The organism is Sphingomonas sp. MMS24-J13, assembly GCF_044905095.1.
Taxonomy (GTDB): domain Bacteria; phylum Pseudomonadota; class Alphaproteobacteria; order Sphingomonadales; family Sphingomonadaceae; genus Sphingomonas_I.
This window is the reverse complement of record NZ_CP173258.1, coordinates 1527371-1547469: the sequence shown is the minus strand read 5'-3', so window position 1 is coordinate 1547469 and position 20099 is coordinate 1527371. Positions and strand designations below refer to the sequence as shown.

The following is a 20099-nucleotide window of genomic DNA, read 5'->3' as shown; positions in this document are numbered from 1 at the left end:
CTCGGCAGCCCCTGCGCAGGCAGGGCCCTTCGTCGGCCGAGACATGGGCCCCTGCCTGCGCAGGGGCGACGGGGTCAAAAGATCGGATCGTCCGCTGACGGCGCGATGGTCGAGACGTGGATCCCGCATTCCACCTTGTCCCACCCACGCCAGCGGCCGGCGCGCGGGTCTTCGCCCGGCATGACGCGGCTGGTGCAGGGCGAGCAGCCGATCGAGAGATAGCCCTGCGCCTCGAGCGGATGGCGCGGCAGATCGCGTTCGGTGAAGTACGCTTCCAGATCGTCCTTGGTCCAGTCGCCGAGCGGGTTCACCTTGAGCCGGCCGTCCTCGATCTCGAAGCGCGGCAGGTTCGCGCGCGTCTGCGACTGGAACGCCTTGCGGCCCGAAAACCAGCTGTCGAGCCCGTGCTTGGCGCGTGCCAGCGGCTCCACCTTGCGAATTTCGCAGCAGCCGTCGGGATCGTACGACCAGCGCAGCCCGGTGGCGTCCTTCTTCTCCAGCATCGCCGGATCGGGGGTGATGACCCGGCGGTTATGCATGCCGAGCCGGTCTAGAAGCTCGACCCGATAGGTTTCGGTCTCCGGAAACATCTTGAGTGTGTCGACGAAGATCACCGGCGTATCCGGTGCGGCGCGCGAGATCAGGTCGAGCAGCACGGCGCTTTCGGTGCCGAATGACGACACCACCGCGGTCTCGCCGAGCAAATTTTCGTCGAACAGGGTGCGCAGCATGGGAAGCGTATCGACGCCGGCGAAACGCGCGTTGAGCGCGTCGGCATCGGCCTGCGTGAAAGCCGGCCGCACGTCCATCAGGTCGAGCTTGCGTGCTGGCTCAGCCATGACGCAGCGCCCAGACCGGCTGCCGCCCGTCGGCCGCCTTCTGATAGACATGCTCGTAGCGCGCGATCGCGGCATTGACGGCATCCGGATCGAGCGGGCTGTCGCTCGCCAGCGCATCGAAGCCGCAGCGGCGCATATGCGACACCTGATCGATCAGCACGTTGCCGGCCGCGCGCAACTCGCCCTTATAGCCTGCCTCGCGCAGGATTCGCGCCGCCGAATAGCCACGCCCGTCACGAAACGTCGGGAAGGCGACCTCGATCAGCGCGAGCCGATCGAGATGCGGCAGCAAGGCACGCGCATCCTCGCCGGTTTCGAGCCGGACGGCGGTGGCGTTGGACTGCCCAAGGAAGGAATCGAGCGTGACGGCTGGCTCTTCGTGGGCCTCGTCATCGCGGAAGCGGATCAGTGTCATGCGTAAATAGCCGTCTTGAAGGGTTCCAGGCCGACGCGCCGGTAGGTATCGAGGAAGCGTTCGCCCTCGTGGCGAAGCCCGCGATAGGTCTCCAGCGCCTTTTCGACCGCATCGACCACGCCATCCTCGCTGAAGCCGGGGCCGACGATGCGGGCAAGGCTCGCATCCTCCGCGCCCGAACCGCCGAAGGAGAGCTGGTAATTCTCCTCGCCTTTCTTATCGACGCCCAGGATGCCGATATGGCCGGCATGATGGTGGCCGCAGGCGTTGATGCAGCCCGAAATCTTGAGCTTCACCTCGCCCAGATCGCGCTGGCGATCGAGGCTGGCGAAACGCTCGGTGATCTTCTGCGCCACGGGAATCGAACGCGCATTGGCGAGGCTGCAATAATCGAGGCCCGGGCACGCGATGATATCGCTGATCAGGTCGAGGTTGGGGGTGGCGAGCCCGGCGGCGTCGAGCGCTTGCCAGATCGCATACAGATCGGCCTTCGCGACATGCGGGAGAACCACATTCTGCGCGTGGGTGATGCGCAGTTCGTCATGCGAATATCGTTCGGCCAGATCCGCCATCAGATCGATCTGCGCCGAGGTCGCGTCGCCGGGAATGCCGCCGATCGGCTTCAGGCTGATCGTGACGATCGCATGGTTGGGATGCTTGTGCGCCGCGACCTGCTGATCGAGCCACAGAGCGAAATCGGGGTCCGAGCGATCCGGCTCGACCGCGGGCGCAGCATCGAAGGCTGGCGGGGCGAACATCGCCGCGATCCGCGCCAGTTCGGCCGCAGGCGGATCGAGACCGAGCGTCTTCACATGGAGAAATTCCTCCTCCACCTGGCGGCGATATTCGTCGGCGCCGATCTCGTGGACGAGGATCTTGATCCGCGCCTTGTAGATATTGTCGCGCCGGCCGTAGCGATTGTAGACGCGCAGGCACGCTTCCAGATAGCTCACGAACTCGCTAGTCGAGACGAAATCGCGGATCAGCGGCGCGACCATCGGGGTGCGCCCCTGGCCGCCGCCGACATAGACCGCGAAGCCCAGCTCACCCGCCTCGTTGCGCTTCAGCAGCAGGCCGATATCGTGCAGCCGCATCGCCGCGCGATCGTCCTGCGCCGCGATCACCGCAAATTTGAACTTACGCGGCAGGTACGTGAATTCGGGGTGGAAGGTCGACCATTGGCGGAGCAGCTCCGCATAAGGGCGCGGATCGTCCACTTCGTCGGCCGCGGCACCGGCATATTGATCCGACGAGATGTTGCGGATGCAATTGCCGCTGGTCTGGATCGCATGCATCTCGACCGTCGCCAGCTCGGCCAGGATGTCGGGCGTGTCTTCCAGCTTGATCCAGTTGAACTGGAGGTTCTGGCGCGTGGTGAAATGGCCGTAATCGCGGTCATATTTGCGCGCGATATGCGCCAGCATCCGCATCTGGCGCGCATTGAGCGTGCCATAGGGAATGGCAACGCGCAGCATATAGGCGTGGAGCTGCAGATAGAGCCCGTTCATCAGCCGCAGCGGCTTGAACTGGTCTTCGGACATCTCGCCCGAAAGGCGCCGGTTCACCTGATCGCGGAATTCCTCCACGCGGGTATCGACGATCGCCTGATCATATTCATCGTAACGGTACATTAGATCACATAGCTCCCCGCCGATTTGTCTGCCGGCGCAATCGCCAGATCGGGCCGCACGGTCGGGCCGAACGCCCGGATGCGATCCTTGATATGCGCGGGTACCGGGCCGTTCGGGCCCAGCGTGGCATCGGTCACGTAGGGCACGTTGACGCGCAATTCGGCTTCCTCGCGCTTGGCGATCGCCTCGCCTTTGTCGCCGACGTCGACCGCGTCCGCGACATGGCGCGACCAGCCTTCACCGGTCCACCACACCACGTCGCCGGTAACGAGATCATTCCCCGTGATCAGATTCATGCCAACGCCTCTGCCTGACGGGCGAAGCCGAGCAGACGGTTTTCCGCATCCGACAGCAACACCACTTCGCCCACGACGATGATCGCCGGGCTCAAAACCTTCTCGCGCTCGATCATCCCGCCGAGATCGGCGAGCACGGTGCGGATCGCGCGCGAACCCTTGAGGGTGCCGCGCTCCAGCACCGCCACCGGCAGATCGGGGGTGAGGCCATCGGCCATCAGCTTGTCCGCGATCATGCTGCCGCTGGCGACACCCATATAGATGACGAGCGTGCGGCCCTTGCCGGCTAGTCCCGACCAATCCTGATCGCTCAGCCCCTTGCATTGACCCGCCACGAAGCTGACCGCGCTCGACCAGTCGCGGTGGGTGAGGGGGAGCATCGCCTCCGCCGCGCAACCGAGCGCCGCCGACACGCCTGGCACGACCTCCACCCGGAGCCCCGCGGCGCGCACCGCCTCGACCTCCTCGCCGCCGCGCCCGAACACGAACGGATCGCCGCCCTTCAGCCGCACGACGATCGATCCCGCCTTCACATGCGCGACGATCAGCGCGTTGATCGCCTCCTGCGGCAGCGTGTGGCGCGCGCGCTGCTTGGCGACCGAGATGCGCTGCGCATGCGCCGGCGCATAATCCAGAACGGCCGGATCGATCAGCCCGTCATGGACGACGACATCGGCCGCTTTGAGCGCCTCGACCGCGCGTACCGTCAGCAGCCCCGGATCGCCCGGGCCCGCACCGACAAGAATGACGCGCCCACGCGCATCGGGATCGAGCAGACTACCCATGGTGGGCAAATGGCGTCGGGCGGCGCCTGCGGCAACCGAGCGATGCTTGTCCGGTGGTTAGAGATACTTTTGCGTTGCAGCGGTGGGCTCATTTCCCCGTCATGCTGAACTTGTTTCAGCATCCACCAGGCAACTTGCGCGGACGGTGCGGCACGCCTGGTGGACCCTGAAACGAGTTCAGGGTGACGGGTGGAGGAGACGAGCGAGCGCCCTCAACCGGGCTTCTGCCTAAACCAAAGCGTAGTACCGCAAACAATTCCCGTCTGGCCGCCGCTCACCGACGCCCACGAAGACATGCTTGGTCAGCCAGTCATGCTTGCCGATGCTGGTCTCGAAGGTTGGGTTGCCGCGCAGATAATATTCCTCATGCGCCACCGGCGCGCCGTTGTTGAACGCCCAGTCGCGCAGCTTCGCCATCGTGTCGGGCTTGCGTCCCCACAGGAAGCCCTTGTTGTTGAGGAGGATGAGCGTGCCGTCATCCTCCTCCAGCATGTAGCGCGCATCGAACACGGCGACGTCGTCGGGGCGAAAATAGGCATAGTCTCCGCCCGAGCCCGGTACTGCCTTGCCCTTGAGAGTGGGGCCCTCGAACGTGCCCTCGTTGACATAGACTGCCGATCGGCTGCCTCCGCTTGGCGTATTCGGGATCATCTGCACGCGCGGGAAGGCGAGGCGGATCTCCATCGCGAATTCGAGGCGGGGATTGTCCATGGTGGAGTAGAGTTCGGTCATTTCGCGATTACCTCAGATTCGGCTGAAAAGGTCAAAGTTCCACGCTGCCGCCGTCGACATACATATCGATGCCGGTGACGAAGCTCGCCTCGTCGGATGCCAGGAAGAGCATCGGCCGGGCGATTTCCTCGGGCGTGCCCATCCGCTTCATCGGCACCGCCTCGTTCATCGCGGCGCGCAGGCCGGCGATGCCGGCTTCGTCGAGGCCGCTGCGGTAGATGATCGGGGTCTCGGTCGGGCCGGGGCTGACCATGTTGACGCGGATGCCTTCGCCGACCAGCTCGACCGCCAGGATCCGCACGATGGCGCGCAGCCCGGCCTTGGCGGCAGCATAGACCGCGTTGCCGGGGATGCCGAGGATCGAGCCGATCGATCCGGTGACGACGATGCTGCCGCCCTTGCCCATCAGCGGCAGCGCCTTCTGCACCGCGAAGAAAGCGCCCCTGAGGTTCACGTCGTGGACCTCGTCCCACATTTCGGGCGTCACCGCGCGGATCGGCGAGAAGGCGCCGACCCCGGCATTGACCATCAGTACATCGAGCCGGCCATGCCGTTCGCGGATCGCGTCCAGCACGGGACCGAGCGTATCGGGATCGGCAATGTCGCAGCGGAAGGCCGCCGCGCCGGGAATATTCGCCTCGGCCTCGGCGAGGGTCTTCTCGCTGCGGCCGGTAATGAAGACGATGGCGCCCTCCGCAGCCAGCCCCTCGGCGGCGGCGAGGCCGATGCCGCTATTGCCGCCGATCACCAGCGCGATCTTGTCCTTGAAACGCATGTCTGTCCCTTCAGAACATCGAATTGGGGTTGGGGCTCTGGGTCGGGACATCCTGCAACACGTCCCAATGTTCGGCGACCAGGCCGTTCTCGACCCGGAAGATGTCCATCACTGCGAGGCCCGGATCGTCGGGCGTGCGGCGGACATGATAGTGGACGATGACATGATCGCCTTCGACGAAGCTGCGCTTGATGTCGTGGACCGCATCGGGGCTCTGCGATTTCGCGAAATCGAGGAAGGCCTTGAGCGCTTCGCGTCCCGGCTCGGCCAACTGGCTGTGCTGGATATAGTCAGGCGCGATGAAGCGATCGACCGCCGAGGAATCGAGCGGATTCAGCACTTCGGCGAACAGCCCCATCACCAGATCGTGATTGCGCTGCTCCGTTTCGGATCGCGCCATAATGATTCCTCCCCGGTGGCTTTTGAGCGCCACAGTGATTGTATCATCCGTTATTGTTTCGTGCTGTCAAGCAGTGGGAGAGGAGGCTTCCCGGCCAACCGATCAAAATGGGTTGCAGCCGGGCCAACATTGGTTGGGCCAATAGCCCAGCGCGTAAAGAATCACACTCGCAAGAAGGCCCAGCAAAACCAGGACAACCGCCAGCATTGCCCGCCCGAACCTCGGCATCAAGCCGGCTCTTCGCCCGGCCGTGTCCGTTCGAGGAACACCGAGCGGCCGCGTGGGTCCTGCGCCTCGAGCCGATCGGTCAACGTCTGCACGTAGGAATCGAAGGCGAGCACCTGTTCGGGGCAGAGCGCCTCGAACAGGTAGTCGGCGACCTTCACCGATGCCGGCATCATCTCGCGCCACAGCCGCTCGCCCTCGGCGGTGAGCTGCAATGTCTTGCGGCGCCGGCTCAATGGATCGGTCGCGACGGTGATGCGGCCATGGCGGTTGAGGGCGGCGACCGCGCGGCTTACCGCCATCGTGTTGACGCCCAATATCTGCGCCAGTTCGTGGCTGGCGGAGATACCTCGCTGCCCGATCACCATCAGCACGCGGAATTCGTTGAGGCTGATCTTGTAGCGTTTCTCCAGATGGATGGAGAACGGCGCCATCAGCCGGTTGGTCAGCTTGAGCAGATGGTTCATCGCCGTGATGCGATCGAGCCCGGACTCAGTCAACGGACTTGGTGCGGAATCGCTCTTGTGCCGCGTGTGGCTCACTCTGGTTCGTGTCCCGTCATCATCGCGCAAAGTGGCCAGTCGAGCGTGGCCAAGTCAAGCTCGGGACTGTGCACGCTTGCTCGATCTTATCAAATGTTATAGTTGAACCGGATGACGCGGCGCGCCGTACACGGTAGGAAATGTCGCAGATAGGGAGTGGGAGCGGGTATGACGTCTTTTCCGGATACGGTTGATTATAGCGGGCTCAACCTGCCGGTCCGGCTGGAGGTGGAGATCCAGAATCTGGAAGTGGAGGGGACGATCCCGCCCGAGATCGAGGGCGCGTTCTTCCGCGCCGTGCCCGATCCGGCGCACCGCCCGATGTTCGATGACGATACCGCGCTGTCGGGGGACGGCATGATCTCGCGCTTCCTGTTCGAGGACGGACACGTCGATTTCTCGATCAAATATGTCCACACCGCGCGCTATCTGGCCGAGAAGAAGGCGCGCAAGGCATTGTTCGGGCGCTATCGCAATCCCTTCACCGACGACCCTTCGGTCAAGGACGTCGACCGTACCGTCGCCAACACCACCCCGATCTGGCACGCCGGCCGGCTGTTCATGACCAAGGAGGACGGCCGCGCCTATGAGGTCGATCCCAACACGCTCGAAACGATCGGCAGTTGGGATTACCATGGCGCCCTCAAATCGCAGACGATGACCGCGCATGCCCGGATCGATCCCGAAACCGGCGAGATGTTCTTCTTCGGCTACGAGGCAGGCGGGCTCTGCTCGGAAGACATTGCTTATGCCTATGCCGACAAGGACGGCAATCTGGTGTCCGAACAATGGTTCCGGGCGCCTTACGCGGCGATGATGCACGATTTCGCGATCTCGAAGAATTACGCCTTCTTTCCGATCTTCCCGACCACCACCGATATCGAGCGGCTCAGGGCCGGCGGCGAACATTGGGCGCACCGCCAGGATCAGGAAAGCTGGATGGGCGTGATGCCGCGCTACGGCAAGGTCGAGGAGATGCGCTGGTTCCGCGGGCCCCCGGGCATGTCGGTGTTCCACATCATGAACGCGTTCGACGACGGCGAGGGCCAGGCGTCGATCGACATGCACATCTCGGACACCAACGCTTTTCCCTTCATGCGCAAGGCGGGCGGCATCGAGCGCAACCAGTGGGAGATCGGCGGCAGCCTGCAGCGCTGGACCTTCGACATGACCAAGCCCGGCGAGACGTTCGAGGTGCGCGATCTCGGCCCTCCGGGCGACATGCCGCGCATCCCCGACGCGCTGCAGGGGCGCCCGTATCGGCACGGCTGGTATCTCAGCATCAACCCGCAGGGCGGGCCGCCGCTGGCGGGTGGGCCGGTCGGGACGGCGTTCAACTGCCTGCTGCGGATCGAGCCGGGCAATGGCCGGATCGATGCGATGGGCCTGCCGCCGGGCTTCGCGATCAACGAGCCAATCCATATCCCCTCGCGCGATCCCGATCATGAAGGCTGGCTGATGTTCGTCGTCGACCAGCAGGTCGGCGAGAGCGATTTCGCGTCGGAGGTCTGGATCGTCGACGGGGGCAACGTCGCTGCGCCGCCGGTGGCGAAGATCAAGGTGCCGGTGCGCTTGCGTCCGCAAGTCCATGGCTGGTGGGTGCCGAAGGATCAGCTGGCGCAGGCAGCGAGCCTGAAAGAAGCGGCTTAGACAGCCCTCCCTTACCCGACCCTCTCCCGCGAAAGGCGGGAGGGGGCTCAATTGCCGACCAAGCCCAACCTTTCTCGATTGGCCCAGCGCCACACGAGCAACACCGCGACCAGCCCCAGCCCGGTGGCAAGGCCGATCCAGACGCCCAAGCCGCGCATACCCAACGGGAAGCCGAGCAGGACCGAGGTCCCTATCCCGAACACCCAATAGCCGACCGCGGCGAACAGCATTGGCACACGCGTATCGTGCAGGCCGCGCAATGCGCCCGCTCCGATCGCCTGGGCGCAATCGAACAATTGGAAGAAGGCGGCCACCGCCAGAAACGAGATGCAGAGGCGCACCACCTCGGCGTTGGCCGGATTGGTCACATCGATGAAGATCGCCATGAACGGGCGCGGCCACAGCAGCAGGATCGCTGCCGAGACGGTCGCGCACGCGCATCCCAGACCGAGCGACACCCATCCCGCCCGCCCCACGCCGGCACGGTCCCGTGCGCCATAAGCCAGCCCGACCCGGACGGTCGCGGCCTGCCCGATCCCCATCGGCATCATGAAAGCGACCGAGGCGATCTGGATCGCGACGGCATGTGCGGCGAGCGAGGCACGATCGATCAGGCCCATCAGGAATACCGACGCGTTGAATACCGTCACTTCCAGCGCGATCGTGATCGCGATCGGGGTGCCGATCTGCCAGATGTCGCGGAAGCGCGCCCAGTCCGCCACCCACCAGCGGCCGAACAGGCGATAGCGGCGAAAACGGCGATCGATCAGGATCACAGCGCTCAGGCCCAGCGCCATGAAGGCCGCGGTGAGCGTGCTTGCCAACCCCGCGCCGAACAGCCCCAGCGCGGGCATGCCGAAATGGCCGAAGATCAGGCTCCAGCCGAGCAACAGGTTCACCGGCAACGACACGGCGATCACGACGAAGGTCCAGATCGGGCGTTCCAGTGCGGAGAGGAACTGCCTGAGCGTGGTCAACACGAGATAGGGTAGCAAAGCCCATTGCAGGCTGTGCATGAGCGTGCCCGCGTCGCGCGAAAGGGCAGGGTCTTGCCCGAGCCGCAGCAGGATCGCCTCGCCGTGCCAGAGGATCAGCCACGCCGGCAGCGCGAACGCGATCGCCGCCCAGATCGCCTGCCGCACCGTGCGGCGGATATCGCGCACCGAGTGGCGACGCCGCCCGCGCTCGCTGGCGATCAGCGGGGAAGCGGCGCCGACAATGCCCATACCGGCGACCAAGAACGCATTATAGATGTTGAGCGCCAGCGCGCCTGCCGCAACCGCGTCGGCGCCGATCTTGCCGAGCAGGAACAGATCGGATGCGGCGACGCCGGACCAGGCGATGTTGCCCAGCACCAACGGCAGCGCGAGGGCGATCTGGGCGCTCAGTTCGGTTGCCCAGCTTGGGCTGGCGCGGGACGCGCTTATCGTTTGGATGTGCGTCGTCATGGTCCGAGCCTGTGAATGCGCTGCGCGAAAATCCTTCCGGCACAGGAGGGGGGATCATCGCACAGCGACGGTGGAGCGGGCGTGCGGCGAGTGCTGCGCCCTGTCCGGAGCCCCCTCCACACGCCGCTTCGCGTCGCGGTCCCCCTCCGCGTGCCGGGAAGGAGCGTCAGTTCAACGGTAAGTTCAGCGCTTCGGCTACGGCTTTATGCCGAATCTTGCCACCCGACACGTTCAGCCCGTTCGCCAGATTGTGATCCGACGCCAGCGCGACGTCGGCGCCCAGATTCGCCAGTCGCAGCGCGAACGGCAGGGTCGCATTATTGAGCGCAAACGCCGATGTGCGCGCAACTGCGCCCGGCATGTTGGCGACGCAATAATGGGTGATGCCGTCGACTTCGAACACCGGATCGTCATGCGTCGTCGCATGGCTGGTTTCGAAACAGCCGCCCTGATCGATCGCGATGTCGACCAATACGCTGCCGCGCTTCATCGTCTTCAACATCTCGCGCGTCACCAGCTTCGGGGCCGCCGCACCCGGAATCAGCACCGCGCCGATCACGAGATGTGCGCGCGCCACCGCCGCCGCGATCGCCGCCTTCGAAGCATAGGCGGTCTTGATCTGGTTCGAGAAGAACATGTCGAGCTCGGCGAGCCGGGCATTGTTGATGTCGTAGATCGTGACGTCGGCGCGCATGCCGACCGCCATCTGCGCCGCATTCACGCCCGCGACCCCGCCGCCCAGGATCGCGACCCGCGCCGGCGCCACGCCGGGCACGCCGCCGAGCAGCACGCCGCGCCCGCCTTGCTCCTTCTCCAGATAATGCGCCCCGACCTGGATCGACATCCGTCCCGCCACTTCCGACATCGGCTTGAGCAGGGGGAGGGAACCGTCGCGCGCGGTGACCGTCTCATAGGCGATGCAGGTCGCGCCCGATTTCATGAGCCCCTCCGCCTGCGGCTTGTCGGCGGCAAGATGGAGGTAGGTGAAGAGCAGATGATGCTGCTTCAATCGGGCGATCTCGATTGGCTGCGGTTCCTTCACCTTCACGATCATCTCGGCCGCGTCGAACACGGCATCCGCATTCGGCAATATGGTGGCGCCCGCCTCGACATAGTCGGCATCCTCGAAGTCGATGCCCTTGCCGGCGCCGGTCTCCACCACCACATCATGGCCGGACGCCACCAACTCGGCGACCGATGGCGGCGTGAGGCCGACCCGGTATTCATGATTCTTGATTTCTTTCGGCACGCCGATGCGCATGCGATTTCTCCTGCTTCGTTGGCGGTAACGTTTGACCGCGCATTGCGTCCCTCTACTCCTGTTGCGGGTGGGTACGCCAAGTGCTATCGGCGCGCCGCAGCTGCCGGAGTGGGGCCGGGCGCCGCACACAAATTGCGGAACCAGCCGCAGTTCAGGGTTTCATCCTAAATGACGTCGGGCGTTGCCGTTTCCCAGATTGCCGAGTCGCCTGCGTTGCCAGTCGATGGCGATATCCATGGCCATGTGCACGGCAAGCAGGGATTACTTCCGCTTGCCTTGGGTGCGGTCGGAGTCGTCTTCGGCGACATCGGCACCAGCCCGCTTTACGCCTTTCGCGAGACTTTCGCGGGGCATCACACGCTCGAGCCCAATTCTGCCAACGTGTTGGGCGTGCTCAGCCTGATCTTCTGGTCGATGATGCTGGTCGTGACGGTCAAATATGTCGCTATCATCATGCGCGCCGACAATAAGGGGGAGGGCGGCAGCCTCGCCTTGCTGGCCTTGATCTCGCGATCGACAAACACCAAGGCCCGCCGCTGGACGCGCGGCCTGATCCTGCTCGGCGTGTTCGCGACCGCGCTTTTCTACGGCGACTCGATGATCACCCCGGCGATCTCGGTGCTGACCGCGGTCGAGGGCCTCACTGTCGTCAGCCCTGGCTTCGGCCCGTTCGTTCTGCCGATCGCGATCGGCATCCTGATCGGCCTGTTTGCGATCCAGCAGCGCGGCGTCGGCAAGGTCGGCATGATGTTCGGCCCGGTGATGGTGGTCTATTTCCTCGTGCTGGCGGTGCTCGGCATCACCAATATTCTGGCGACCCCAAGCGTCTTTGCCGCGCTCAACCCATGGCATGCAGTCCGGTTCTTCGTCGACGACGGTCTCCGCGCCTTCCTGGCGATGGGCTCGGTCGTGCTGGCGGTGACGGGGGCCGAAGCGCTTTACGCCGACATGGGGCATTTCGGGCGCAATCCGATCCGCGTCTCGTGGCTGTTCTTCGTGCTGCCCGCCCTGATGCTCAATTATCTGGGGCAGGGGGCGATGATCCTCGCGGCGTCGCCGCACGAGGCGCTCCGCATCATCCACAATCCGTTCTTCCTGCTCGCGCCCGACAGCCTGCGCCTCCCGCTCGTCATCCTCGCGACGATGGCGACGGTGATCGCGTCGCAAGCGGTGATTTCGGGCGCCTTCTCGGTCACCCAGCAGGCGATCCAGCTCGGCTTCATGCCGCGCCTGCGCATCGAGCATACCAGTGCCAGCTCGGCCGGGCAGATCTACATCCCGGCCATCAACTGGGGGCTGATGATCATGGTCTGCCTGCTGGTGATGTTCTTCCGCTCGTCCTCGAACCTGGCGGCGGCCTATGGCATCGCGGTCACCGGGGCGATGCTGATCGACACCTGCCTCGTATCGGTCGTGCTATTCCAGCTATGGAAATGGAACAAGCTGGTGGCGGGGCTTCTGCTCGCGCTGATCGGCACGATGGACGTCGCCTATTTCAGCGCGAACCTCACCAAGGTGCCCGACGGCGGCTGGTTCCCGTTGCTGATGGGCTTCATCATCTTCACGTTGCTCACCACCTGGGCGCGCGGGCGCGGGTTGATGATCGAGCGGATGCGCGAGGCAGCGATGCCGATCCAGGTGTTCGTCCGCTCGGCGGTCAATTCGGCGACGCGCGTGCCGGGCACCGCGGTGTTCATGACCTCGACGCCCGACGGCGTGCCCCACGCGCTTCTACACAACCTCAAGCACAACAAGGTGCTGCACGAGCGCGTCGTATTGCTGACGGTCAAGATCGAGGACGTACCCTATGTCCAGACTGGCAAACGCGTCTGGTATGAGGATATCGGGCAGGGCTTCTACCGGCTGGTGATCCGCTACGGCTTCATGGAGGATCCGGACGTTCCGGCAGCGCTCAAGTTCGCGACCGGCTGCGGCCCGACGTTCAAGATGATGGACACGAGCTTCTTCCTCGCGCGGCAAACCCTGATCGCCTCGAGCCGGCCGGGAATGGCGATCTGGCGCGAGAAACTGTTCGCCTGGATGCTGCGCAACGCCGAAAGCGCGATGGAATTCTTCCGCTTGCCGACCAATCGCGTGGTGGAGTTGGGTAGCCAGGTCGAGATCTAAGGCTCGCGTATTAATCCCGTTCGTGTCGGGCAAGGACACGCTGCACGACGCTGCTTCTGGCATACGATCTGCCTCGACTTCGCGCGATGATCCGCCTTTCGCGATCGGTTTGGGGCGACCCGGCACAATATGCGGCGTCGTTCGTCCTCATCCCAGCCCTATCCCGGGAAAGGAGACTGGATGATCGAACTGGCAGGCTGGGTCGCGCCGGCGGCAACGATGATCGCGGCGATGATGACCGCAGCCAATCTCGGCACGCGCGTTACCGGTTGGGGCTTCGTCCTCTTTTCGGTCGGTGCGATCGCGTGGGTGACCGTCGCGATCGGGAGCGGGCAGCAGAATCTGCTATGGAGCAACGCCTTCCTGCTGCTGGTGGATCTGATCGGCATCTGGCGCTGGCTCGGACGACAGGCACGCTACGAGACCGGCGCCGGTGCCGCTGTAGAGGCGAGCGCGAGCGAAAGGGCGCCGACATTGTTCGCGCTGGGTTCGCTCGCCGGGCGCGCGGTGCACGCGTCTGACGGCAGCAAGATCGGCGAGATCGTCGATGCCATGGCGGCGTGCGACCATGGGGCGATTTCCTATCTGGTGGTCCGTCGCGGCGGTGTCGGCGGGCTGGGGGAGAAGCTCCACGCGCTGGGATGGCACGAGATCGTGCTGGGCGGCGACGAGATTCGGGCCGCGCTCCGCCCCGACGAGCTTGCGCGCCGTCCTGCGCTCGATCCCGAGAACTGGCCGGCAACGATCGAACGGGCAGGCATTGCCCGATAATGCGCCTTTGATCGTCGCGGCCTTGTTCGCGCCAACCGATCTCGCCTGGCTCGATGCGCTGCGCCGTGCCCATTTCCCGCCCGAGCGCAACCAGCTGCCCGCTCATCTGACCTTGTTCCACCACCTGCCGCCGTCGATCGAAGGCGAGCTCGGGCAAAGGCTGCGCGAAGCGGTGCGCGGTCCGGCGCCATTCGCGGAGGCGGCGGGCGTGATGGACCTCGGCAGCGGAGTCGCGATCCGCATCGTCACGCCGGCGCTCGCGGCGATCCGGGACGATCTGGCCGATGCCTTTGCCGGGTTGCTCACGCCGCAGGATGCGGCCGGCTGGCGTCCGCACGTGACCATCCAGAACAAGGTGAAGCGCGGGGAAGTTCGGGCACTGCTGGATCAAGCCGGCGTGGATTTCCGCCCACGCCGGATCGTGATCACCGGCCTCGGCTTATGGCGCTATCGCGGCGGTCCCTGGGAGCCGGTTTCGCGCCATCTGTTCGGCTAGGCTCTCGCTCGCCCGATGCCTAGGTCGCCAGATGCTCAACCTTCGATCCGCCGCTATGATCGTGCTTCACCCGATACATAAGCTGATCCGCAGCATGAAGCACGCGATCGGGTTCGGCCCCGCTGCCGGGGCTGACGATGATGGCGCCGGCGCTGATATGGACATTCCAGCGCGGCCGATCGGGGAGGCGATCGACCGCATCGCATAGACGTGCGAGCAAGGCTTCGGCGGCGACTGCATCGGCGTCCGGCAGGATCAGCACGAATTCGTCGCCTGCCATCCGCCCCAGCAGATCGCCCTCACGAAGCGAGCCCTTGAGCGCACCGCTGATCGCGACGAGGCAGCGATCGCCTTCGGCATGGCCGAAGCGGTCATTCACGCTCTTGAACCGGTCGACGTCGAGATAGGCGACGGCGAGCGGTCGCCCGCCTGTCGGAAAGGCCAGCTGGTACGCGAGCTGATCGAGGACCAGCCGCCGGTTCGGCAGCCCGGTCAGCATATCGTGCGAGGCCAGCACCTCGGCCGCCTTGCGCGCCGAAATATCCTCGATCACCGAAACGAAGAAATCAGGCTGGCCATCGGCCGTGCGCACCAGGGAAACGGTCAGGTTGACCCACACCAGCGTGCCATCGTGCCGGATATAGCGTTTCTCCATCGAATAACGCGGTATCTCGCCGGCCACCAGCGCCGTCAGATTGGCAAGATCGGCTTCCAGATCGTCGGGATGGGTGATCTGCTGGAAACCGCCCCGGGCAAGTTCGTCCGATCCCCAGCCGGTAATCTCGGTGAACCGTTGGTTCACCAGCAGGAAATGGCCATCGGGCGCGACGTGCGCGATGCCGACCGCCGCCTGATCGAAGGTCGCCACGAAGCGGCGCGCGAGCGCGTCATGCTCGGCGACCAACCGGGTCCGTTCGGCAGACGCCAGCGCGAGGATGATGGCATTGGCCAGGAATTGCGCCAGCACCAGATCGTGCTCCTCGAAAGCATCGCGATCGGCCGAGAAAATCTTGAGCACACCGATATTGTCGCCGTTGAAAGCGAGCGGCACCGCCACGAACGATCGCGCGCCGACCCGACGCCCTGCCTCGGCATCGACCCGCAATTCTTTCTGACCTTCGGACCATGTGCGCGGCTCGCCCGTGCGGATGCAGTCGCCCGACAGGCTGTTATCCAGGTCGAGCCGCAATCCCATGCTGGTGGCGGCAATGCCGCTCCCCGCGCGATAGACGAGCGCATCCTGGTCGCGCATTTCGACGATTGCGCCGGCGGCCTGAGGAATAGCGCCGAGAGCGCCTTCCACCACCATCTGCATTGCTGCATCAAGCCCGCCACGCGCCTCGTCGATTTCAGACTGAAGTGCGCGCAGCTGGTGCGATGCCGCCTGCCAGCGATCCACTATACGACTCCCCCAGGGCAGCCTCAGCCTATGCGCCAGGGCGGGTAAATTTTTGTTCAATCCCAAGCGGCCATAAAGACGTCACATGCCGCTGGTCTATCAGTCGATCTGGCCGATGCCGTCGCAGGTGAGATCGAACGCAGCGAGGCCCGCATCGAGATAGGCTGCCAGCGTCGGCATATCCATGAGCTGGTCGACCGGATCCTCGGCATCGCGATCGGCGGCTTCCTCCAGCGCATCTTCCCACTCACTGACGTCGTAGGTGCCGCGGCCGACCCAGGCGAGCGCCAGTATCTCCTGCACCTGATCCTCGCCGAGATCGTCGAGAAGAGCCATCATCTCCTCCTCGATCGCCTCGTTCGATTCGTCCTCCAGCACCGCGAACTCGTCGTCCGAATCGGTGGGGTCGGCCTCGTCGTCGGCCTCGATCGCAGGCACCTGGGCCTCGTTCTCGCGGGCGCGTATGATCAGGCGGCAGATCGTCTCGAGCGGTGTGATCAGGTCCATGGTATTTCCCTCCGGTTGTGGCCGCAACGTGGCGGCGCCGCGGGAGTTCCGTCAATCGCCAATGCAGATCGGTTGACCCGCGGAAAAGCCCTGCCTATAGGCCCGCGTCTCGCGCTGGAGCAGCGCCTCTTTGGTGGGGCGGAGTAGCTCAGCTGGTTAGAGCAGCGGAATCATAATCCGCGTGTCGGGGGTTCAAGTCCCTCCTCCGCTACCAGCGCGAAGCATCGTTTTTCGTTAGCGCATCTTCCCCTCCTTACGGAGGAGAGGCTCCCTCATGTCAGCACGGCCAACAATTTCTGCCGCAGCAACGCGACATTCTCGAGCCCGATCGTGCCGCCATTGGTCAATTGCCGCGCTTTGGTGAAATCGCCCTGGTCGACCGCGTCGTTGACCTTCAATTCCTTGAAATATTCGAGCGCGATCAAAGTTGAGTCGAACGGGTCGGCGGCCAGATCGGGATCTGCGACGAGATTGAGACCGAGTATCTGGCCGAACTTCGTATAGGCGGCCTTGCCGGTCAGTTGCAGTGCACCACGACCGCGATATTTCCAGCCGTCGCCCGAGCCCTCGGGGCCGTTGCCCATGCGGCCGCCATAAGCGCATTCGGCGATCAGATCGGGATGGCCGTAGCATTCGAGCGCCTTCGTTTGCGTGAAGTGCGTCGGCCAGGTTTTGACCATGCCGGTCACGCTGTAATTCAGATTCTCGTCCCAGCGCACGAACCCGCCGGTTTCATTGGCGATCTGCGCGAGGAATTCTGCGAGGCGGCCCGGCGTGGTCATGCCGTACGCGCCGGCATGTTCGGTCAGGCACTTGGCAACCGCATCGCATTTCGATCCGACGATATCGACGAGGAGGCCATAGGTAATCGGACCCGGATAGCCATCAGGCGAAGCGCCGATGCGCGTCTGGACAGTCGGCCAATCGATTGCGCCCAAGCCCGCCATGGATGTCCTCCTGTGCCGCCGGAAGATGTGGGATGAGGTGATGGCCACATCTTTGCGAGCCAGTTTCGGATCGGCGGGCCCGGATGCAAGCGGGATTTGTGCGGCCCATCCAATTCGGTGGCAATCGACGGCCACCGCAAAAACGGCACGCCTTGCGTTTTCTGTATGCTGCAGTTGCGAATTGTCATTTCCTGGTCACTGAAACATCGCTCAGAATGGACTTCGAAGCTATCGTTCCGGAAGGACCGCCGATGCGCCTGCCCCTGATTGCCCCCGCCGACCTGACGCCCGAGCAGAGGTCTCTCTACGAAGACATGCGCAAGGGCATCGCCAGCAACTTCAACGCCTTCAAGGTCGAGCGCGAGGATGGGGCGCTGATGGGGCCATGGAACCCGTGGCTGCACGAGCCACGGATCGGCAAGGCGATCTGGGATCTGACCCTCGCGATGACCGCCGAGGCTTCGTTGCCCGATAATGTCCGCCAGATTGCGATCCTCGTCGTCGGCGCCCGCTTCGACGCCGCCTACGAGATCTATGCCCATATTGCGGTCGCCGAGCGCGAGGGGATGAAGCCCGAGCGGCTGGCGACTTTGGCGGCCGATCTGAAGCCGGTCGACCTCGCGCCGGACGAAAGCGTCGCCTTCGATTTGTCCTACGCGCTCGTGCGCGGCGGAACCTTGCCCGAGCCGATCTACCGGCTGGCGGTCGACACGTTCGGCCAGCATGGCGCCAATGAACTCATCTATCTGGTCGGGCTCTACAGCCTTGTCTCGACCACGCTCAACGGCTTCAACGTCCCGGTGCCCGAGCGTGAGTGAGCCGCGCCGACGGTCGCGCGCGCCGGCCGCCGCTGCCGAGCCGACCGCCACGCCGTTCGAAAGCATTGCACTCCTCCTGCAGGGCGGCGGAGCGCTCGGCGCCTATCAGGCGGGCGTCTACGAGGCGCTGCACGAGCACGGTATCGAGCCGACCTGGATCGCGGGGATCTCGATCGGCGCGATCAACAGCGCGATCATCGCCGGCAACCCGCCCGAACGGCGCGTCGCCAGATTGCGCGACTTCTGGGAGATGGCGAGCGCGCCGACCGCACATTGGAGCGGCTGGCTGCCGAGCCTGCTCCACACCGGTATGGTGCGCGGGGTGATCAACCAGCTTGCCGCCGGCGGGGTGCTGATGAACGGTGTGCCGGGCTTCTTCAGTCCGCGCTTCCCACCGCCGCCGCTCCAGCCCAACGGTACCCCCGATGCGATCAGCTGGTACGATACGAGCGCGCTCAAGCCCACGCTCGAGCGGCTGGTCGATTTCGACCGGATCAACGATCGCACGATGCGCTTCAGCGTCGGCGCGGTGAATGTGCGCACCGGCAATTTCGCGTACTTCGACAATGCCACCGACACGATCCGTCCCGAACATATCATGGCGAGCGGGGCGCTGCCGCCGGCCTTTCCCCCGGTCGAGGTCGACGGTGAATATTTCTGGGATGGGGGCATGGTCTCGAACACCCCGCTCGACTGGGTGTTGTCGGCGCGATCGGACCTCGATACCCTAATCTTCCAGGTCGATCTGTGGAGCGCGCACGGCGTGCTGCCGCGCGATATGGCTGGCGTCGGCGTGCGGATGAAGGAGGTCCAATATTCCAGCCGTACCCGGGCCGCGACCGACGAGTTCCGTGAACGCCAGAAGCTGCGCGCGGCGTTCCAGAAACTGCTCTCGCAATTGCCGGCCGATCTGGCCGCGACCGAAGAGGCGAAATTGCTTGCCGCCGCGTCCGACCCGGCGGTCTACAATATTGTCCAGCTCATCTATCATTCGCCCACCTACGAGGGCGAGTCGAAGGATTATGAATTCTCGCGCCAGACGATGGAGGATCATTGGCGTACCGGGTATGACAATGCGAGGCATACCCTCGCCCAGCCCGAGGTGCTGACCCTCCCGGCCGAGCCTTCGGGCGTCGGCGTCTACGATTTCACCCATGAAGCGGCCGAGCACCAGGTCCCGGCCAAATCCGAAAAGGACAATCTATGAGCCTGCAGGACAAGGTTGCGGTCGTCACCGGTGCGGCGAGCGGCATCGGCAAGGAGATTGCGCGCGAGTTCCTCGCCAATGGCGCCAAGGTCGCGATCGCCGATCTCAATATCGACGCGGCGAATGCCACCGCGCTCGAATTCGATCCGAGCGGCGAGCGAGCGATGGGCGTGGCGATGAACGTCGTCGACGAGGCGCAGGTCGATGCCGGGATCGACGCGGTCGCGGCCAAGTTCGGATCGATCGACGTGCTGGTGTCGAACGCCGGCATCCAGATCGTCGCGCCGATCGAGGAGTTCAAGTTCGACGATTGGAAGAAATTGCTCGCGATCCATCTCGACGGCGCCTTCCTCACCACCCGCGCCGCGCTCAGGCATATGTATGCGCAGGGCAAGGGCGGCAGCGTGATCTACATGGGGTCGGTCCACTCAAAGGAGGCCTCGGTGCTAAAGGCGCCCTACGTCACCGCCAAGCATGGGCTGATCGGGCTCGCGAAGGTCGTCGCCAAGGAGGGCGCGAAGCATGGCGTGCGTTCCAACGTAATCTGCCCAGGGTTCGTGCGCACGCCTCTGGTGGACAAGCAGATTCCCGAGCAGGCCAAGGAGCTGGGGATCAGCGAGGACGATGTGGTCCACAAGGTGATGCTCAAGGATACGGTCGACGGCGAATTCACCACCGTGGACGATGTCGCGCGCACCGCGGTATTTCTCGCGGCTTTCCCGACCAATGCGCTCACCGGCCAGTCGATCGTGGTGAGCCACGGCTGGTTCATGCAGTAACCGAGAATCCTCCCTGGAACGGGGAGGATTTTAAAGACCGGCCCTGATA

At 64.5% G+C, this 20099-nt stretch carries 21 protein-coding genes and 1 tRNA gene; 8 read left to right on the top strand and 14 right to left on the bottom strand.

The window, feature by feature from the left end:
* Positions 1-74: 74 nt before the first annotated feature.
* The 9 genes from AB4Z44_RS07295 to AB4Z44_RS07255 form a co-directional block, all read right to left on the bottom strand.
* Positions 75-839, bottom strand: a complete 765-nt coding sequence (locus AB4Z44_RS07295) for a phosphoadenylyl-sulfate reductase (RefSeq protein WP_404713391.1) — start codon at positions 837-839, stop codon at positions 75-77.
* Positions 832-1254, bottom strand: a complete 423-nt coding sequence (locus AB4Z44_RS07290; protein ID WP_404713390.1) for a DUF934 domain-containing protein — start codon at positions 1252-1254, stop codon at positions 832-834. Before AB4Z44_RS07290 ends, AB4Z44_RS07295 begins: the two co-directional genes overlap by 8 nt.
* Positions 1251-2885: a nitrite/sulfite reductase gene (locus tag AB4Z44_RS07285; protein WP_404713389.1), complete on the bottom strand. Its 1635-nt coding sequence runs from the start codon at positions 2883-2885 to the stop codon at positions 1251-1253. Before AB4Z44_RS07285 ends, AB4Z44_RS07290 begins: the two co-directional genes overlap by 4 nt.
* Positions 2885-3181 (bottom strand): DUF2849 domain-containing protein, encoded by a 297-nt coding sequence (locus tag AB4Z44_RS07280; RefSeq protein WP_404713388.1) that lies wholly within the window; start codon positions 3179-3181, stop codon positions 2885-2887. The genes AB4Z44_RS07285 and AB4Z44_RS07280 overlap by 1 nt, the downstream gene beginning before the upstream one ends.
* Positions 3178-3966, bottom strand: a complete 789-nt coding sequence (gene cobA / locus AB4Z44_RS07275) for a uroporphyrinogen-III C-methyltransferase (RefSeq protein WP_404713387.1) — start codon at positions 3964-3966, stop codon at positions 3178-3180. The genes AB4Z44_RS07280 and cobA overlap by 4 nt, the downstream gene beginning before the upstream one ends.
* A 228-nt stretch (positions 3967-4194) precedes the next feature.
* The gene (locus AB4Z44_RS07270) at positions 4195-4698 is read right to left on the bottom strand and encodes a DUF3237 domain-containing protein (RefSeq protein WP_404713386.1); all 504 of its coding nucleotides are present in this window, start codon (positions 4696-4698) and stop codon (positions 4195-4197) included.
* Between the two features lie 31 nt (positions 4699-4729).
* On the bottom strand, positions 4730-5473 hold the full coding sequence (locus tag AB4Z44_RS07265; protein WP_404713385.1) for an SDR family oxidoreductase: 744 nt from the start codon (positions 5471-5473) through the stop codon (positions 4730-4732).
* Positions 5474-5483: 10 nt separating this feature from the next.
* A complete protein-coding gene (locus AB4Z44_RS07260; RefSeq protein ID WP_404713384.1) occupies positions 5484-5873 on the bottom strand; it encodes a nuclear transport factor 2 family protein in 390 nt (129 codons plus the stop codon).
* Between the two features lie 227 nt (positions 5874-6100).
* The gene (locus AB4Z44_RS07255) at positions 6101-6598 is read right to left on the bottom strand and encodes a MarR family winged helix-turn-helix transcriptional regulator (RefSeq protein WP_404713383.1); all 498 of its coding nucleotides are present in this window, start codon (positions 6596-6598) and stop codon (positions 6101-6103) included.
* 210 nt (positions 6599-6808) lie between these two features.
* On the opposite strand from AB4Z44_RS07255, the gene AB4Z44_RS07250 reads away from it, so the two are divergent.
* On the top strand, positions 6809-8290 hold the full coding sequence (locus tag AB4Z44_RS07250; RefSeq protein ID WP_404713382.1) for a carotenoid oxygenase family protein: 1482 nt from the start codon (positions 6809-6811) through the stop codon (positions 8288-8290).
* A gap of 47 nt (positions 8291-8337) precedes the next feature.
* On the opposite strand, the gene AB4Z44_RS07245 is transcribed toward AB4Z44_RS07250, so the two are convergent.
* A complete protein-coding gene (locus tag AB4Z44_RS07245; protein WP_404713381.1) occupies positions 8338-9738 on the bottom strand; it encodes an MATE family efflux transporter in 1401 nt (466 codons plus the stop codon).
* A 166-nt stretch (positions 9739-9904) separates the two neighbouring features.
* The gene (gene ald / locus AB4Z44_RS07240; protein WP_404713380.1) at positions 9905-10999 is read right to left on the bottom strand and encodes an alanine dehydrogenase; all 1095 of its coding nucleotides are present in this window, start codon (positions 10997-10999) and stop codon (positions 9905-9907) included.
* Between the two features lie 168 nt (positions 11000-11167).
* Here ald and AB4Z44_RS07235 point away from each other — a divergent pair, with 168 nt between their 5' ends.
* The 3 genes from AB4Z44_RS07235 (at position 11168) to AB4Z44_RS07225 (ending at position 14393) form a co-directional block, all read left to right on the top strand.
* Positions 11168-13126: a potassium transporter Kup gene (locus tag AB4Z44_RS07235; RefSeq protein WP_404713379.1), complete on the top strand. Its 1959-nt coding sequence runs from the start codon at positions 11168-11170 to the stop codon at positions 13124-13126.
* Between the two features lie 180 nt (positions 13127-13306).
* Positions 13307-13897: a PRC-barrel domain-containing protein gene (locus AB4Z44_RS07230; protein WP_404713378.1), complete on the top strand. Its 591-nt coding sequence runs from the start codon at positions 13307-13309 to the stop codon at positions 13895-13897.
* Entirely contained in the window at positions 13887-14393 is a 507-nt protein-coding gene (locus AB4Z44_RS07225; RefSeq protein WP_404713377.1) for a 2'-5' RNA ligase family protein, read from the top strand. Before AB4Z44_RS07230 ends, AB4Z44_RS07225 begins: the two co-directional genes overlap by 11 nt.
* A 19-nt stretch (positions 14394-14412) precedes the next feature.
* Here AB4Z44_RS07225 and AB4Z44_RS07220 read toward each other — a convergent pair whose 3' ends face one another.
* Complete coding sequence (locus AB4Z44_RS07220) at positions 14413-15792, bottom strand: diguanylate cyclase domain-containing protein (protein WP_404713376.1); 1380 nt, start codon at positions 15790-15792, stop codon at positions 14413-14415.
* A gap of 99 nt (positions 15793-15891) precedes the next feature.
* Positions 15892-16299: a DUF3775 domain-containing protein gene (locus AB4Z44_RS07215; RefSeq protein ID WP_404713375.1), complete on the bottom strand. Its 408-nt coding sequence runs from the start codon at positions 16297-16299 to the stop codon at positions 15892-15894.
* Between the two features lie 137 nt (positions 16300-16436).
* On the opposite strand from AB4Z44_RS07215, the gene AB4Z44_RS07210 reads away from it, so the two are divergent.
* A tRNA-Met gene (locus AB4Z44_RS07210) sits at positions 16437-16513 on the top strand.
* Between the two features lie 58 nt (positions 16514-16571).
* On the opposite strand, the gene AB4Z44_RS07205 is transcribed toward AB4Z44_RS07210, so the two are convergent.
* A complete protein-coding gene (locus tag AB4Z44_RS07205) occupies positions 16572-17246 on the bottom strand; it encodes a glycoside hydrolase family 19 protein (protein WP_404713374.1) in 675 nt (224 codons plus the stop codon).
* 251 nt (positions 17247-17497) lie between these two features.
* On the opposite strand from AB4Z44_RS07205, the gene AB4Z44_RS07200 reads away from it, so the two are divergent.
* Genes AB4Z44_RS07200 through AB4Z44_RS07190 form a run of 3 tightly spaced genes read left to right on the top strand, consistent with a single transcriptional unit; the run spans position 17498 to position 20050 of the window.
* Positions 17498-18064 carry a carboxymuconolactone decarboxylase family protein gene (locus AB4Z44_RS07200; protein ID WP_404713373.1) on the top strand — a complete coding sequence of 189 codons (567 nt, stop codon included), beginning with the start codon at positions 17498-17500 and terminating at the stop codon, positions 18062-18064.
* Positions 18057-19271: a patatin-like phospholipase family protein gene (locus AB4Z44_RS07195; RefSeq protein WP_404713372.1), complete on the top strand. Its 1215-nt coding sequence runs from the start codon at positions 18057-18059 to the stop codon at positions 19269-19271. Before AB4Z44_RS07200 ends, AB4Z44_RS07195 begins: the two co-directional genes overlap by 8 nt.
* Complete coding sequence (locus AB4Z44_RS07190) at positions 19268-20050, top strand: 3-hydroxybutyrate dehydrogenase (RefSeq protein ID WP_404713371.1); 783 nt, start codon at positions 19268-19270, stop codon at positions 20048-20050. Before AB4Z44_RS07195 ends, AB4Z44_RS07190 begins: the two co-directional genes overlap by 4 nt.
* Positions 20051-20099: the final 49 nt, after the last annotated feature.

What these genes read in the sequence shown, in the direction of transcription:
- AB4Z44_RS07245 (WP_404713381.1), bottom strand. Translation starts at nt 9,738, where the DNA reads ATGACGACGCACATCCAAACGATAAGCGCGTCCCGCGCCAGCCCAAGC.
- ald (WP_404713380.1), bottom strand. Translation starts at nt 10,999, where the DNA reads ATGCGCATCGGCGTGCCGAAAGAAATCAAGAATCATGAATACCGGGTC.
- AB4Z44_RS07295 (WP_404713391.1), bottom strand. Translation starts at nt 839, where the DNA reads ATGGCTGAGCCAGCACGCAAGCTCGACCTGATGGACGTGCGGCCGGCT.
- AB4Z44_RS07260 (WP_404713384.1), bottom strand. Translation starts at nt 5,873, where the DNA reads ATGGCGCGATCCGAAACGGAGCAGCGCAATCACGATCTGGTGATGGGG.
- AB4Z44_RS07280 (WP_404713388.1), bottom strand. Translation starts at nt 3,181, where the DNA reads ATGAATCTGATCACGGGGAATGATCTCGTTACCGGCGACGTGGTGTGG.
- AB4Z44_RS07230 (WP_404713378.1), top strand. Translation starts at nt 13,307, where the DNA reads ATGATCGAACTGGCAGGCTGGGTCGCGCCGGCGGCAACGATGATCGCG.
- AB4Z44_RS07290 (WP_404713390.1), bottom strand. Translation starts at nt 1,254, where the DNA reads ATGACACTGATCCGCTTCCGCGATGACGAGGCCCACGAAGAGCCAGCC.
- AB4Z44_RS07270 (WP_404713386.1), bottom strand. Translation starts at nt 4,698, where the DNA reads ATGACCGAACTCTACTCCACCATGGACAATCCCCGCCTCGAATTCGCG.
- AB4Z44_RS07265 (WP_404713385.1), bottom strand. Translation starts at nt 5,473, where the DNA reads ATGCGTTTCAAGGACAAGATCGCGCTGGTGATCGGCGGCAATAGCGGC.
- AB4Z44_RS07235 (WP_404713379.1), top strand. Translation starts at nt 11,168, where the DNA reads ATGACGTCGGGCGTTGCCGTTTCCCAGATTGCCGAGTCGCCTGCGTTG.
- AB4Z44_RS07215 (WP_404713375.1), bottom strand. Translation starts at nt 16,299, where the DNA reads ATGGACCTGATCACACCGCTCGAGACGATCTGCCGCCTGATCATACGC.
- AB4Z44_RS07190 (WP_404713371.1), top strand. Translation starts at nt 19,268, where the DNA reads ATGAGCCTGCAGGACAAGGTTGCGGTCGTCACCGGTGCGGCGAGCGGC.
- AB4Z44_RS07285 (WP_404713389.1), bottom strand. Translation starts at nt 2,885, where the DNA reads ATGTACCGTTACGATGAATATGATCAGGCGATCGTCGATACCCGCGTG.
- AB4Z44_RS07200 (WP_404713373.1), top strand. Translation starts at nt 17,498, where the DNA reads ATGCGCCTGCCCCTGATTGCCCCCGCCGACCTGACGCCCGAGCAGAGG.
- AB4Z44_RS07250 (WP_404713382.1), top strand. Translation starts at nt 6,809, where the DNA reads ATGACGTCTTTTCCGGATACGGTTGATTATAGCGGGCTCAACCTGCCG.
- AB4Z44_RS07205 (WP_404713374.1), bottom strand. Translation starts at nt 17,246, where the DNA reads ATGGCGGGCTTGGGCGCAATCGATTGGCCGACTGTCCAGACGCGCATC.
- cobA (WP_404713387.1), bottom strand. Translation starts at nt 3,966, where the DNA reads ATGGGTAGTCTGCTCGATCCCGATGCGCGTGGGCGCGTCATTCTTGTC.